This is a genomic window from Halobacteriovorax sp. CON-3 (assembly GCF_043196995.1).
GTDB lineage: Bacteria > Bdellovibrionota > Bacteriovoracia > Bacteriovoracales > Bacteriovoracaceae > Halobacteriovorax_A.
This window is the reverse complement of the sequence record NZ_JBEBNA010000001.1, coordinates 1,246,073-1,261,498: the sequence shown is the minus strand read 5'-3', so window position 1 is coordinate 1,261,498 and position 15,426 is coordinate 1,246,073. Positions and strand designations below refer to the sequence as shown.

The following is a 15,426-nucleotide window of genomic DNA, read 5'->3' as shown; positions in this document are numbered from 1 at the left end:
TATGAAAAACAAGAAACACTTATTCTTTATCGATCCAATTGAAAAACTTGTCACAAAGAAAGATTCGACAATCTTAATTGCCTTAACAATGCAAGAAAGAGGTGAGGATGTTTACGTTCTTTTTGAAAAGGACTTCTTTGTTCAAAATGCTAACGGTATTCAGTTTGACTGTTACCGAATTAGTGGAAAGATTAATGAAAGCTTCTATGTTGAGGACTTCAAAGTAGAGGATTCTCCAGAAGTTGTTTCGATTGATTCAAATACGGCGATTCACATGCGAATCGACCCGCCATATGACTCGCGCTACCAGCGCTATCTTTGGATGCTTAACTTCCTTACTGATATGTATGGTGTTCAAGTTTTAAATAATCCACTGGGGATTATGAAGCACAATGAAAAGCTTGCGGCGTACACAAGAGAGTTAAGTCTCGACAGTTATGTTGGAACTTCTTTATCCGGTGCAAAGAAATTTATTTCTATCCTTGAGGCCCGTGGCGTTCAAGAATTGATTTTAAAGCCTTTAGATCTTTATCAGGGCATTGGTGTTCAAAAAGTGAGCTTGAACGAATTTGAAGGGCATTTTAAGGCCAAATGCGATGAGTTTAAAGGACCTGTTGTTGTACAGGAATTTGATAACTCAGTTGTTGAAGGTGAAATTCGTACGATCTTCTACCGCGCCAAGGAGTTGGGAACAATTCTTAAGGTTCCTAAAGAAGGAGAGTTCCTTGCCAATATTGCTCAAGGTGCAAAGTATTCGGCAGTAGAATTAGATGCTCAGGTAAAAGCAGAATGTCAGCATATCTGCGAAAAGCTAATGGCGGATGGGGTTGATTTAATTGCTTTTGATATTTTGGGTGGAAGAATTTCTGAAGTAAATGTGACGTGTCCAGGACTCATGGTGGAGGTTTCTTCTGCTATGAAAAGAAACCTCGCACTCGAATTATTTAAGTAATTACATTCTTGGGGCCGAAGCAGGGAAGTCCTTTGTCGAGTCAGTTGAAAACTGAATGTCAAAGGCAACACAGTCGTTAGGCCAAACTGTGGCCATAGGACAGTAGCCATTTGTCACGGCATCACTTTGGCTATAGCCTTGATTAAGGTAGTATTGGCATGACCAATCCCATTGAACATCAAGAATATCAACGATCATTGGCCCATATGTTGACGGTAGTGTTGAGCCAGAAAATTCCTTAACTTTTGAAACTTCTCCGTTTGCAATATCACCAAAAGTTACAGTTCTTGTTAAGTTACAAGCTTGTCCTTCCGCTCGAATACAAAGCTTAATTTGTAGTTTCTTATACTGTTGTGGATTGTAATGACATTTAACGCCGTTATCGTCATAAGTTCCTTGAGAAGGAGCTGTTCTTGGACGAACGCGAATATTAAAACGAGAGTCAGTATAGAGCATTGCCTGACCTGTTCCTAGAGATGTTGAGGACCATCTTACATTGGAGCCTGAAGAAGCACGTGAATTTCCGTGTAGGATAATGCTTCCGACAGTATAGAAGTTTTGAGTTTGGCCACCATCGGCATCACCCTCTTCGTTACCATCACCGTAGCCATCACCTGGATCAGTTTGCTCATTATCGCTATCATCACCGCTGTCACCACTTCCGTCACCCCAGTCCCAGCTACCATTGCCTGTTCCTGTGTTACCGTTGTTGTCCCAACCATTCCCATTAGAGCTATTATAATTCGCTCTAGAATTAGTCGGCTGAGTACAACTCGTTAATGTCATGAGTACTAAAGTTCCCAATAATAAAAATTTTCTCATGTAATCCTCGTTCTTACATTTCCTCACTATTTTATCGGTAATCTATTGAATATACTTTAATCTTCACTTAAGTGTTTAAAATCTCAGTAGCATTTTTTCCAAAGCTTGCTAGAATTATCTTGTGATAGTTAAAAAAGAACTTATTCGAAAATTAGTGGATGAATTTTATCAAGTTGCCAATTACTTGATTCAAGATCAGTTGCAGGCAATGCAACTTATTATTGATGTGGCAACAGGCTTCGTTGCCCAAGATAGTCAGACTCTCTATAAGATTGATAATGAATACTTTGAGCGCCAATTCTTATTAAAATTAGTATCGCTGGCCAAGCAAAGAAGTGAACAAATCCTAAGTAATAGAAGTGGTAGCTTAAATACTGTTGAGCAAAGGGCATGTATTTACCTTTTTGAATTTAAAGGGGAGTCAGTTGATCATATCTCAGAGAGTTTAAAGATTTCACAGCAGCAAGTCCTATCATATATTGATCAACTACCGCATAAGAGCATTAATCTAAATGAGAGCTTCGATGGAAGAACAATTAATTAATAGTAATCTGAATAAATGTTTTTTTTCAAAGCAGATGACCTATTTAGAAAGTCGTGACTTTGTTAAAAATGAACAACATATTTCTCAATGCCTAGACTGTCGCCAAAAACTACTGGAATATGAGCTTAAAAAGCAGCAGCTCATAAATGACTTTAATTCGTATCAGGCCAACACCGAAGTCGAAGAGATTCTTTTACGTGAGCTTGATGAGTTAATCCCAGAGCAAGAAGAAGATCAGATAAAGGGGAGTCCTATTATAAGAAAGCGTCAGTACAACCTGGCCTTAAAGGATTTCTTTGTCTTTATTACTTTTGGAATTCCACGAAAATTACAATTGATCATTGTGGCCGCGCTATTCTTAGCGGCGTGTATTTACTGAGAGAGTGAAGATCGCATAGTACTTACCATCTTCGTCTTTTAGGTCTTTGACAATATTAGGGATCTTATTCATCTTGCCGAGAGCTGTTTCAAAGATCTTATGAATATCATCATCTTCAGACGATTTTAGAATCTTAACAATTTCCGCATTCCCTTCTTCGTCGTAGCGAACAACGGCCTTTAACTCTTGAGCTGAAGCAGAACGCAAACTTTCTTGCACATATGGCCTTTCTGTTACTCGGTTTCTCACTGAGATTTGAACGGAGTTGATATATTGAACGGCCACTCGCTTATAGAAAGCATAGAATACTTTTTCAAATTCATTTAGCTTATCGGGGCTAATCCCCTTAGGAGGAAGGAAGCTAACAGTGGCCTCTTGAACATGAGATAACTCGTTAGTCCAATTTGCGTCCTTAAAGCTTTCCTTGGAAATTCTCTTTTGAAGAATCTGATTCTTTTGTACCGACTCCTTCTTGGCCACTTTGATAATTCTTTGTTCTTCTTTCTTTGATAGGGCAGAAGAGCGACTTTTAACTTCTTGATCAACGCGCTTAATTTCTTTTTCACTATATGTTGGTTTACCATAGGCCAGTTGACCAAATAGGTTTTGATTATCCTGGGCCTTATCAAGCCCAATCTTTCTAACTTCAACTTGTTTAAATTTTAGTTTTATTGCTTCTTCTTGGGCCAGCTTTTTAGACTCGCCAGCATCGAATACTAGACTTAGTACTAAAGCATGCAAAACGAGGGAAAATAGGATTGTTATATAGTTGATCATTTTTCTCCGGCCGGATTATCCTATAAAAATTGTACCATTTTACTTGGTTAGGGACAAAGGAATCTCCTTTAAACTGGTAAAATTTGTCTACTCTTTATTCTAGCGCAATGAATAGGTAGAATTAAAGTGTGCTAGGTGGCGCAATAGTAAATGAATTACGTAATTTTAAGGACTTATGGATGAGTAAACCAGTTCAATACAAATTTTCAAAGGTGAGATTAGGAATATTAGGTCTATCTTCTGTCTCAATTTTAGTCATTGCTTATATGCTAAGTGGTGTATCAAATAGTTATAAACTGGTTTCAACAATTCAAAATGGAATTCAAATTTGTAGCACGAGAGTTCAGCAGACCTACACGGCCGCAGTAGCAGGGGATATGAATTCAACATATCTTGATAGCAACTTTACGGCGCAAACTGGAGAGTGTTTCGCACAAGTTTCAGACCTAATGACTGAGTATGGAAAATTCTCATCAGCTATCGTTAAAAAATTTAATACAGTTAGCTCAAACGTACACTGGTTTCATGAGAGCTTAAGAAGTACAGGGAAGGGGTTCTCTGTTACTGATAAGAACTTCTCTAGTAATGTTGATGAAAAATTCTCTCAATTTGAAGATGCAGCTGATGCGGGCTCAATTCTTATTGAGAATCACTTTGAAACAATTTCTAATTCACTTTCAAATATTAAAATCTCACTTGCTCTTGTAGCAGGAGTTTTCCTATTTACTTTTGCATGGGAATTAATATTTAAGAAAATTGTTATGCAAAGAAGAAAGGAACTTGAAGACGAAGCTTTAAGTTTACTTATGCTTAATCAAGAAGATAATTTTGACGAGATTGAAAGTGTTATTATCAATGCACTCGAACTTAATGAGATGAAGCATTGCTCGAAGCTTTATTCTGCACAAAAACAAAACTTCAAAAGAGAGAAGAGAAAGGCAACGATCTCTTCTAACGAAAATAAAACTTTTGGGATGGTTCTTTCTGACGATGATCAAGATGCAAAGCAAGTTGCAGATCAAATTTGGTCAATGAGTGAATCAAATGAAAGTGGTGAGAATGAGACAAATGTACCAATGGTGCAAAGTTGTGAAATCTCATCGGTAAATCGTTTCATCGCTTGTAAAGTACAAGATCAGTACAAAGAGCAGGGAATCGAATTTAAAATTGATACTAATGAAAAAGAAATCATTGGTGAGAGAGAAACAATTGAGCAGATTCAATATAATATTCTTTTAGATGCAGCTAAGAACTCAATCAATGCTGATGAAGATAAGAGAACAATTGAAGTTCAAGGTAAGACTCTTGGAGCAATTTACTATCTAAGTATCTCATCATATGGAGAGAGTAAAAACTCAACTGAGCTTGAAACTTCGGTACAAATTGTAAGAGAACTTCTTAAAGATATTTCAGGACGTCTAGAGCTTGCAAATCTTTATAATGACGATCTACAACCAGTTGGGCGTAAGTACAAGTTAATCTTTAAGACAAAAGATGTTGTTGTTGCCGCTCCTGCAGTTGAAGTAGAAAGTGTTGAAAAGGTGACTGAAGAAGCCAAGGATGATACTTCTAAGAAAGTTACTCGTATTGAAAAGGGTACTAAGCGCGAGATTATGCAAAGACTAATGTAATTAGAATTCGCGTTTTTTTAGTTTTTTAATTTCTACTAAATTTCCAATTTCATTTAACAGGCTTTGATAGTTTTCATTTGAGTAATCATCTGATGCTACAAGCCTGTATACATCTTTATACTCAATTCTATTGGCCGCAAAATAATAGTCGAAGATAATGTCGGCCAGCATGTGGGATACTTTTCGGGAGGCCTTGTGAAGCTGGTAGAGGTTAAGTCCCTTAAGCTCTTCATTCACATTGACCCTTTTATTACAAAGTTTTAAACATGCCTTAAAGACCATCTTGTCAGTCTTCTTTACTTGTTTATTGTGGCGGGCCATGTATTGAAAGTCTTTATACATATTGCACTTTCGATACGGGTTAAAGAGTTTTGAGCAAAAATACGCACTAATATAATTATGGACAAGGTAGACGAATAAATTTGTTCGATCTCTTTTGTTAAAGAAGCCCACAATTTCCTTTTCTGGAATTTTTAGCTTTGATTGGTGAATATGAATTCCTGCTAAGTAAGAGATTCGATTTATGGAATAACTTGAGCAGTAGTAGGCCTTCTTACATGGAAGCTTAAACGTCTTACCATGTTCAAGTAGCTTATTATAAAAACCAATGGCCTTCTTTGACTTAAGCTTACCAATTGTGTTCTTAACTCGCTTTATGCTTTGTTGATCAAAGATTCTAAAGTCTTCAATCTCGCCAATTGGAATATCAAGATTAAGGGTGTTATTGATCTCGTGGCAAAAGTAAGCAAAGTTATCAAAGATATTATCTGAGAACTTAAGTGTTCCAGTTTCAATAATATACTCGTGAATATCAAATTCTGGATCATCGGCCAAGTGCTCATACCAATAAATTTGGGATTCATACTTAAGCCACGGAGGCGAGTTTACAAGAACGAATTCTCGCATATTATACTTAACAATTTGGTCTGATCTAAGCTTATTAGTTTCAACAAGCTTCCAATAAACTTCATCTGTGTTTTGATGAATTATCGTTTGAACGACATTTTTATTGGCCAGGTCAAAAACCTTTTGCGGCAGCTTATTGGGAACGATGTGAAGCTCTCCAAAGAGAATGAGCAGCTTATGTTCAGGGTTTTCCTTGTGATAAGTTGCAATTTTCTTTGCGGCCTTCTTATCTCTGGTTTCAAGATTGCCTTTAGTGTTAAGAGCAAGAATTGAAATATTGTGTTCCTTAGCAAGGTCAAAGAAAATCTTGTAGAAGGTCCAAGGAAAGCGCCAAGAGTTTTTGTAGTTAATAGACTCTAGGAACTCAAGCTCGGTGATGGCCCCTTTTAGGTAAGAATCAATATAGAATTGATGATTGATATGAATGAACTCCACACCAATGGCAAATTGATAATCACTCTTTGCTAGGATGCGAATGATGCGCTCGAGGTTTCTCGTGCTTTGATCAAAAGTGTGAAAGTCTCCAAGATAGATGATATCTGAGGTATCAATTGAATCATATAATTGACTCACGCTTGATTTTTGAAACTCGCGGCGAGCATAGCGCTGTTGATCTTGTCGGTATTTCTTTAGTAGAGGGGTGGGCTCTCCTTCAAGAGAGTTGGCCTTATTTTTAAAATAGCGGTAGATACTCCTGTGAGTCTCATCGACTTTCAATTGCATAAGTCTATGATATCACTAATTATTTATTTGACCAATAATGATATTGTTTAGGGTGTTATTAATAAGAGCAAAAGTCTCATTTACGTTTTGAGCAACTTGATCTTGCTCAGCAAGAAGCGAGTTTAATTCTATCGCAGCAGGTACTTCAAGTGATTGAATAATTGTTGAAATTGGAGTTCCAACAGCACTTGAAAGAATAAACTGGATAAATTGCAGAAGTTGAAGTTCACCGTGTAGGTTCAGAACTTCAGTATCATTAGAGATTAGTCTAAGCTTTGTTGTGTGTTCAGACTTTTCAAAAATTGCACTTGTTAGTGGAAGGTGAATATCACTTCTTTCACTAATTAGAGTCTCAAGATAAATATCCTGGTTATTTGGATAGATTGGTGTCTTAGGTAGAGCGACAATCTTTCCAATAAGGGCACTCGAAGAGTAATCGTACTTCATCTGAACCTTTCCACTATTTACCTGGTCACGGTAATTACCAATAAGGATTTTCAGGTGAGAAAGGATACAGCTTGTGTGCCATGGCCAGCGCTTAGCAAGTAGGTTGATTGTATCGACCTTAGATGCAAGCCTCTGAGTATATACTGAGAAGTCTGTCTTTAGAATATCTTCTTTTGAAAGAGTGATATCTTGAAGTGACTCAATATGGTGATTTGGTAAGAATTCCGTCTTCTCTAGGAATTTTGGAATCAACATGGCATTTAGTTTTGCCTTAGTTTTCTTCAGTCCACCATTAAAAGTAAGTTGAGTAATTTGTTTACCAATTGTTGTCTTAAAGAACTCTCTAAATAGATTGATATTTAGGTTCGAGATCTTAGGAAGAAGTCCAAAGTACTGGAAGTAAGCATTACCATACTCCTCAATCTTCGCCTTCAGTGAATCAATTGTCGTTAGCTCAAGTTTAATATCATTCTCATTCGTAAAATCTACGATTAGAAGATATGGGTAGCGCTCTTGTGGGTTTAAGTTGAAACCTAAGAGATCATAATTCTCATCTTCACGATAATTTGAAAGGGACTCTACACTGAAAAACTGATCAAAAGGAATACAGCTCTTTGTTAGGTTCTTAAAGTATTGTGGGTGAGTGATCTTATCACTTTCGCTATTATTACTTAGAAGCTTTCCGTTTAGGATAGCATCCTGGTGGAATTCAAATGATAGTCCACACTTTGTCTCATTTGAGAAAAGTGGAGCGTCAATGGCCTTCTTATTTGCAAATAATTTATCAATTTCTTCAACGAAGAAATCAAATTTAGAGAAGTGAGTTAGGTCACCATTCATATTCACAGATAGGCATGACTCTTTAAGAAGAGTCGAGTTTACATCCGGATTACCAAAGATATCTAATTTATTTTCAACAACGCGCTTTGAGAAGATATAGAAGTAGCGAGGGATTTCACCCTTGCCTTTAAGACCTTCTAGGTTAAAACGCATTAGTAGCTTGTACTGCTTAAATAGTGCTTCGTTCTTTGCTGCATGAGAAGGAACGAAGAGCTTCTGGTTAGAGAAGACGTACATATAACCACTATTAGAAAGATGCTCCCCATTTTGCATAATATTTGTAATGAGGTAGTGGTGTGGGTTCTTCTTAGGGATATTAACTAAGTTAACAAGTATTCTATCGTAGATACTTTGTTGAACCTCTGTTGCATCTAGTAGCGCAAATTGTCCACTTGCTGTGATTCTCGACTTATTCGACTTCTGTTTAAAAAGCGAAACGATTAAAGAAATTGGATCTTTATTCTGTCTTGGAGCAAGGTAAACTAAGAAAGTCATGAACTGAATTTCTTGGAATATCTTTAAGTATTGCCCGTTAACATAGTTATCGCCTCTAAACTCTGGACAGATAATTTCTTGCCAGGCTTCCGTCGAGTTATTCTCCTGAGCAATCCAGTGAGAGATTGTCAGAGAATTAAGGAAGTTTCCTGTAAACAGAGTACTTAAACACTGTGGTTGTGCATTAAAGTTGAAGTATCCACCATGATTTTCAATCCACTTTGGAAAATTAATTAAGAGATTATTAATCATTAAACCAGAGTTACGATTACTGAAAGCATGAGAGTACTTATCAGTTTCATTGTGAAATAGAACAACTGATAGCTCGTTTGGAATTTCATGATTTAAAACTTTAAAGAACTCAATTGGGTTAAGGTCTTTTAGGATAGAGCTAAGCTCTAGAATACTGTCACCAAAATTCTCATTTGGCCTAAACCAGCTGTATTCATTAGTTCCAAGAGCACGGCTCGATAATTCACGAGAGCTTGATACTTTAAAGATCTTACTTAGTGTTGAGTTTGGATTTAAAATCTCATTCTTAGTAAGAGTCTTTGAATAGAAAGAACTCAACTGAGTTAGAAAGCGAACCTTTAAGATATAGACGCTGATAGAACGAAGGCAGTAAACTTTTAAAAAGTCCTGGATGCACTCGTAACTTGGGCCGTTCTTGTCATCAAGTTGTGCCCAAAATTGATTAAAGTCGCTAACTCCCTCAGGGTGAATCCCGTTGTGAGTCGTATATTCAATAAATTCTTGAAAAAGTGATTGCTTAAGACTGCGGTTGCGGTTCTTGAAAGACTTAACCTGTGTCTTTGCTTCAGTAAAAAGTTCAAATACGATCTTTTTGAACTTCATACTTCCCTTAGTTAATAAACTTTCACCACGCCATTTAGGAATGATGTGATCACTAACAAGGAATTCTCCGCTTTGGATTGATGGAACAGGAGTAGGTCCGCCTGCAGATGCTGCACGCGCTTGTACCTCAAGGCTTTCTGCCTCGGCACTAGGTTCAGGAATATTGTTAATCAGCCAGTTCTTAGCTGAAAACGATGAATCTTTCACTTCGCCTGTTGTTCCATATAATAATCAGACAATCCTCAAAACTTTAAGATGGTTAACAATCTAAACTATGTAAGGAAAGTCGTGTGTTGCGTCTTTAAATTGGTAGTAAAATATAACGATGGGCATTCATATTGTCATGCTTAAAAATAGAAATTCTCGACTTAGGCTGTCTAAGTGCTTGATTTTTATAAGTTGTTTATTTCTTAAAGTTTCTGTCATCTGTGTCGAAAAGCACAAGTGATATTGGATCAATAGACGGAGTTTATATGGTTGGAAATAAACCACAAGATGCGGCAGCAAAAAGTGTAGAAACTGGATTTTCTGAAAATGAATTAGATGACATCATGGCAGAATTCGCAAGCCTCGATAAGGAATTATCGGGAGAGCTTGGCCAAGCGCCAGTTGCTGAAACTGAAGAAGAAGCACCGGTAGCAGAAACACCTGTGATGGAAGCTGTCGAAGAAGCTGCACCAGTTGAAGAAATTGCTGCAGAAGTAAACCCTCTTGATGCTATGGTAGCTGAAGCAAATCCTTTAGATGAGATGGTGGCCGAGGCAAATCCGTTAGACGAGATGGTTGCAGAGGTTAATCCTTTAGATGAGATGGTTGCAGAGGTTAATCCTTTAGATGAGATGGTTGCAGAGGCTGAGCCTGTTGCTGAGATCGAAGAAGGGCCTGTTGTTGAAGATGAAGGGCCAGCGCAAATCGTTGCTCAAGAAGATATCGAAGAAGTTGTTGCTGGGGATTCAACTCCAACTCTTGAAGAAGCTTTCTCGGAAGGCTTTGATGAAGAGGAAATGGATGCCATTATGAAGGATCTTGAAGAAATTGACGCAGCATCGCCTGAGACGACTCTTGAGATGGAGGAAACTCCAGAAACAACAATGATAAAAGATGAAGACAATGAAAACGTACTTGTGATAAATCAAGCGCCTAAAGAAACTCCTGCGCCAACTTTTACTCATGTTGCACCAACAAGTGCTGACAGTGGGGAAGTTGCTTTTAGTGCAGCTGGTAATATGAATTTTAATGTAAACTTGACGATCGCTGGATCACAAGCAACATTAAGTGTGGTTGATGGCCGCTTTACACTAACAATGAATGGTGTAGACGTTTCAATCACTGAAGAAGGCTTTAAGGCTTGTATCGAAGGTGGAGCGAATTTTAATATTCCACTTCCGTCGGCCGATGAAGCGAAGAAAGTCGCTTAACATTGTTATAAAAATTAAAAGGTTTTAAATGGCCATAAATATACTTGGTGGGCATGCTAGAGGGCATGCCCTTTTTGTTCCCCCTGAATCGATTACTCGTCCAACGAGTGTAATGCTTCGTCGTAAATTCTTTGATGCTCATCAAGACTTAACAAATTGTCTCTTTGTGGATCTTTTTGCGGGTAGTGGAGCAATGGGGTTTGAGGCCTTATCAAGAGGTGCAAAGAAAGTCGTCTTAGTTGATGACCATCCAAAAGTTCTCAATGTCTTAAAAAAGAATAAGGCACAAATTTCAAAGAAAGTAGATACCGTTGAGTTGTCGATAATTAAGCAAAAGGCACAAGCATACTTAAAAACAAGTTTGTCTTATTTAGAGTCAGCTTCAGTTGAATTCGATGAAAGTTATATTTTTATCGATCCGCCATACGAATTAAAAGATGTCTACTTAGAATGTCTCAAATTACTTAAAGAATCTTCATTTTCTGGAGAGGTTTGGATCGAGTCTGATCGCCAAAAGGGAATTCTTGAAGCTGATTTAAAAAAACATTCTCTTACATTCTCAAAAGTCTACAAGCAAGGCACGAGTTATATTGCAAGAATTGCATTGTAATCCGGTGTCGTATAAAATTGATTTAAATTTATAAGAGGAATTAGGTACTCAATGAAAAGAGCAATTTATCCAGGAACGTTTGATCCTTTCACAAATGGTCACAAAGATATCTTAATGAGGTCATTAACTGTCTTTGATGAAGTCATTATTCTTGTTGCCCACAATCGCAATAAGAAACCTCTTTTCACTGCTGAGGAACGTGTTGAAATGTTGAATGAAACATTTAAAGACGAGCCTCGTATTAAAGCAGATAAGTGGGAAGGTCTAATTGTCGATTATGCCAAGGCAAATGATATTGGCTCGATCATTAGAGGCTTGAGACCAACTGGTGACTTTGAGGCCGAGTTTCAAATGGCCTCGATGAATAAGAGACTATACCCAGAAATCGAAACTGTTTTCTTTATTACAGAAAGAGACAATTACTATGTTTCAAGCTCACTAGTAAAAGAGATTCACAAACACGGAAAAGTTATCAAGGAATTCGTTCCAGACACAATTTATAACTGGATTGCTAAAAAAGGGAAGATCTAATGAATGTTTCTAAACGTTCTCAAGAAATTAATGAAAGTATTACTTTGAAACTTAATGCCAAGGCCGTTGCGATGGCACAAGAGGGGAAGAAAGTTTACAACCTAACAGCAGGTCAGCTTCCTTATCGTCCGCCAAGAGAGCTAGTGGAGTCAATTAGGGGAGAGTTAGACTTCCTTAAAAGCTTTCAGTATAGCCCAGTCGCAGGTGATAGCGAGCTACTAGAAAAGATCATTGATTACGTAGAAACTTCTCGTGGAATTAGTTTTGATGAGTTTGATCATAGCTTTAAAGCAGTCGTTGGTAATGGTGGAAAGCACGTACTTGCTAATATCTTTGCAAGTATCGTTGATCCAGGTGATGAAGTAATTGTCTTTGCACCATATTGGATTTCTTATCCACAAATGATTTCTCTTAATGGGGGAGTTCTAAAGGAAGTTAAGGCATCTGTCTTTAATGCCTTTGAACCTGACCTTGAAGAGTTAAAAGAATTAATTAGTGATAAGACTAAGGCCATTGTTTTAAATAGCCCTAATAATCCTTCTGGAATTTTCTATAATGAAAAGTGGATGAAACAATTTGCTGAGATTGTGAAGCCTTTTGAAAATACTTTTATTATCTCAGATGAAATTTACTACGAATTAAATTATTACGATCCAAAGCCAACATACTTCTATCAATATGATCGCGAGCTTTTATCACGTACGATCATTGTTGATGGAATTTCGAAAAGCTTAGCAGCAACAGGTTTAAGACTTGGTTACTGTATTGCTCATGAAGATGTTATTGATGCGGTTAAAAAGATTCAAGGGCATACAGCTTCCGGGTCATGTTCATTAATTCAACGCGCACTTCTTCGTTATAATATGAGTCATGTCGATGAGTATTTGATTCCTGTAAAAAAACACTTACGTGAAAACGCTCTGATTTTAAGAGAGGTTCTTAGAGAATATAAATTAGAAAAATGCTGGTATCAGGTAACATCGGCGTTCTACTTTCTCTTCGACTTCTCAAGTGCACCAATCATTAATAAGTTCAAAAAGTCTGACACTGACCAAGCTGATTATTCAGTTGAGATTTGTGAACAAGTTCTTGAGCAAAAAGGTGTGGCAATGGTTCCTAGTGGTGACTTTGGCCTTCCAAATTGTGCAAGAATCTCTCTTGTTCTTCCAAAAGAGGACTTTAGAGACGCTATTGTGAGTGTAGCTGAGTTTTTAACTCAGGAATAGAACACAAAGATTGGTATCTCATTCCCACTATTAATTAAAGACTAAGTTAAGAGATAATTAAGCTGTGAATAAGCTAATTGTTTTCAGTATTTATCTCTTAACATCTCTCACGATCTTCACTTCATGTGGTGCTGACGAAGAAATCGAGTTAGAAAGAAGTTATCTTTCTGTCGAAGATCATTTGTCATCAGGGGATTGTGATAAGGCCTTATCGAAGATGCTTTCGATGAAAGAGCAAAGTGGAGATCCCACTTATTATAAGCTTCTTGCTTCATCTTACGCATGTAAAGCAGGCTTTTCTGTTACAGAATTCTTCCTAAATGAAATTACAAAAATCACAACAGGTGCTGACCTTCTAAGTTCAATGACAACTTTTACAATGGCCCAGGCCATGACTGATATTGATGATCTTTCTTACTACTACCTTGGTGAGGCCATTGAAGTTCTAACGTACTCTGGAGGAATGGGGCCTGCAACTAAGGATCCATCGGCCGCTCTTCGTGAAGCGACGTTTGGAAGTTATGGGGCAGCTGATATAAATTCGTTTCTCATGTATATGCTCTTTGTTCGAAATGGTATGAGCATGGCCTTCTTTGGTAATTCAGATGCTCTAGGTTCAAAGGGAGCGGGAACGATTGGAACTAACGAATGTCTCTTTGCTTACTCTTTCTATGGTGACGTTGATCTCGATGCTTATATTCAAGCTGGTGGCGTTACTGGTGCATGTGATGATGGAGCTGATACTGGAAGCGTTGATTTAACTAATGGAGACTCTAGCCTTCATTTAGAGCGAGCCTGCGCAATGGTAACAGACTTTAATAATCTATTAGATGTGCTAGAAAATATCTCTTTAGGGGATATTACTGATGTTGATCTTTCGACATTCTTAGCTGATATCAGTGCTGTAAGACAAGACTTTGTCGACAATGTGATCACACCAAAAGGTTTTTCTAATAGTCTTGTGACAGTAAAGAATCAAACTCAATGTGTAACTGATTTTACAGGAAGTGAACTTCAAATTGCTTACTATATGGCCGCATTATTTGAAACACTTCATTCAAGGTAAGTAATGAGGAACTCGCTAAAGCTTCTATTCATTACTCTTTTGGCCATTCATTCAATGGCCTTTGAAAAGTTTTTTCTAGGGGAGAGTCCTCGTGCAAAACTAATGGGAAATGCATGGATGGGACTTGCCAACCAGGATTCATTTACCATTTTCTATAATCCAGCAAGTCTTGGGGCCAATTACGATATCGACATATCGCCAGTCAATTTCACATTTGCAGGGCCTAATGCTATTGATGACATGGATCGCTTCACGGATCTGCCAAGTGATGCAGCTGGAATTGCAAATCAACTTATGGGTTATCCTCTTTACTTAGAGGCATCAAATTTTTCAACAATTAAGGCCCATCACTTTTCATTTTCTTATTTCACAAAGAATCGCGCCAATATTGTTTTAAAAAATCGCGTTAATCCTGCCTTCAATGTCGACTACTCGTATGATCGAGGCTTCATTACTGGTTTCGCTTTTAACCTAATTGGTGGAGCTCGAAATAAGCAGAAAAAGAAGATTATGACAGGTCAGCGTCTGTCTGTTGGGTACTCATTCAAGTACCTAACGAGAGAAGGGACACGTGATAAGTTTGATATTTTCTCAACGAATATCATCACAAAGATTGAAAATGGCCTAGGCTCGATTGATGAAATCAAAGATACATTTGGTTTCTCTAAAGGCTCTGGCTCTGGACACGATATTGGAATTGAGTACGCCAATGGTTGGGGAAATACTGAGTTTGTTGCATCGATGGCCATCTTAGATATTGGTGATACTTATTTTAAAAAGACTGAGGGTGATGGAGAAGTCCCTCGTATCGCAATGGCCGTAAATACAGGTCTAGCAGTAAAGCAAGACTGGAAGGTTTTTGACTACTCTCTCGCACTAGATATAAAACCGATTAATCAAGGCCTTGAATTTGGCCGTATGATTCACTTTGGGGCCCAATTAAATATTCCATTCTTTGGCTTCTTTGCAGGCCTTGGAGAAGGTTATCTCAATTATGGTGCCGAGATTCGCCTATGGCCTGTTACAATCACTGCTGGATTTAATAATGTTGAAATTGGTTCTAGCTATCAAGAGACAAAAGGTGATCGCCTTTTCATCTTTATTTCTTTATTTGATACATCCATGGATATTTTTTAGGCTTTTGATTGAGTTTCATGACGCATAAAGGTGAACGGCCCTTTTTCTTTGACATCCCTTTTTACCA

Annotated in this window: 14 protein-coding genes; 10 read left to right on the top strand and 4 right to left on the bottom strand. The window is 37.6% G+C overall.

Translation table 11 applies throughout. From position 1 onward, the window contains the following. Position 1: 1 nt before the first annotated feature. Positions 2 to 952: a hypothetical protein gene (locus ABMA72_RS05915; RefSeq protein ID WP_393056490.1), complete on the top strand. Its 951-nt coding sequence runs from the start codon at positions 2 to 4 to the stop codon at positions 950 to 952. On the opposite strand, the gene ABMA72_RS05910 is transcribed toward ABMA72_RS05915, so the two are convergent. Continuing rightward, positions 953 to 1,774 (bottom strand): hypothetical protein, encoded by an 822-nt coding sequence (locus ABMA72_RS05910; RefSeq protein WP_393056488.1) that lies wholly within the window; start codon positions 1,772 to 1,774, stop codon positions 953 to 955. 121 nt (positions 1,775 to 1,895) lie between these two features. Between ABMA72_RS05910 and ABMA72_RS05905 the strand changes: the two genes are divergently transcribed. Beyond that, positions 1,896 to 2,318, top strand: a complete 423-nt coding sequence (locus ABMA72_RS05905; RefSeq protein WP_393056486.1) for a hypothetical protein — start codon at positions 1,896 to 1,898, stop codon at positions 2,316 to 2,318. After that, a complete protein-coding gene (locus tag ABMA72_RS05900) occupies positions 2,299 to 2,697 on the top strand; it encodes a hypothetical protein (protein ID WP_393056484.1) in 399 nt (132 codons plus the stop codon). The genes ABMA72_RS05905 and ABMA72_RS05900 overlap by 20 nt, the downstream gene beginning before the upstream one ends. Here the strand turns inward: ABMA72_RS05900 and ABMA72_RS05895 are convergent. Continuing rightward, positions 2,677 to 3,474: a hypothetical protein gene (locus ABMA72_RS05895; protein WP_392857007.1), complete on the bottom strand. Its 798-nt coding sequence runs from the start codon at positions 3,472 to 3,474 to the stop codon at positions 2,677 to 2,679. The two genes, ABMA72_RS05900 and ABMA72_RS05895, sit on opposite strands and share 21 nt — an antisense overlap. A 179-nt stretch (positions 3,475 to 3,653) precedes the next feature. Between ABMA72_RS05895 and ABMA72_RS05890 the strand changes: the two genes are divergently transcribed. Further along, the gene (locus tag ABMA72_RS05890) at positions 3,654 to 5,105 is read left to right on the top strand and encodes a hypothetical protein (protein WP_393056482.1); all 1,452 of its coding nucleotides are present in this window, start codon (positions 3,654 to 3,656) and stop codon (positions 5,103 to 5,105) included. Here the strand turns inward: ABMA72_RS05890 and ABMA72_RS05885 are convergent, their stop codons facing one another. Together ABMA72_RS05885 and ABMA72_RS05880 are read right to left on the bottom strand one after the other, a co-directional pair. Beyond that, positions 5,106 to 6,734: a ChaN family lipoprotein gene (locus ABMA72_RS05885; RefSeq protein WP_392857003.1), complete on the bottom strand. Its 1,629-nt coding sequence runs from the start codon at positions 6,732 to 6,734 to the stop codon at positions 5,106 to 5,108. A gap of 15 nt (positions 6,735 to 6,749) precedes the next feature. Beyond that, positions 6,750 to 9,578, bottom strand: coding sequence for a hypothetical protein (locus ABMA72_RS05880; RefSeq protein WP_392857002.1), 2,829 nt, complete (start codon positions 9,576 to 9,578; stop codon positions 6,750 to 6,752). A gap of 221 nt (positions 9,579 to 9,799) precedes the next feature. Between ABMA72_RS05880 and ABMA72_RS05875 the strand changes: the two genes are divergently transcribed. The 6 genes from ABMA72_RS05875 (at position 9,800) to ABMA72_RS05850 (ending at position 15,359) form a co-directional block, all read left to right on the top strand. Next, entirely contained in the window at positions 9,800 to 10,789 is a 990-nt protein-coding gene (locus ABMA72_RS05875; protein WP_393056480.1) for a hypothetical protein, read from the top strand. A 28-nt stretch (positions 10,790 to 10,817) separates the two neighbouring features. Further along, entirely contained in the window at positions 10,818 to 11,399 is a 582-nt protein-coding gene (locus ABMA72_RS05870) for an RsmD family RNA methyltransferase (RefSeq protein WP_393056478.1), read from the top strand. Between the two features lie 51 nt (positions 11,400 to 11,450). Further along, a complete protein-coding gene (gene coaD / locus ABMA72_RS05865) occupies positions 11,451 to 11,930 on the top strand; it encodes a pantetheine-phosphate adenylyltransferase (RefSeq protein WP_103216480.1) in 480 nt (159 codons plus the stop codon). Continuing rightward, positions 11,930 to 13,156, top strand: coding sequence for a pyridoxal phosphate-dependent aminotransferase (locus ABMA72_RS05860; protein ID WP_392856994.1), 1,227 nt, complete (start codon positions 11,930 to 11,932; stop codon positions 13,154 to 13,156). The genes coaD and ABMA72_RS05860 overlap by 1 nt, the downstream gene beginning before the upstream one ends. Positions 13,157 to 13,220: 64 nt before the next feature. Next, on the top strand, positions 13,221 to 14,222 hold the full coding sequence (locus ABMA72_RS05855) for a hypothetical protein (RefSeq protein WP_393056476.1): 1,002 nt from the start codon (positions 13,221 to 13,223) through the stop codon (positions 14,220 to 14,222). A 3-nt stretch (positions 14,223 to 14,225) separates the two neighbouring features. Next, a complete protein-coding gene (locus ABMA72_RS05850) occupies positions 14,226 to 15,359 on the top strand; it encodes a hypothetical protein (protein ID WP_393056474.1) in 1,134 nt (377 codons plus the stop codon). Positions 15,360 to 15,426 lie beyond the last annotated feature (67 nt).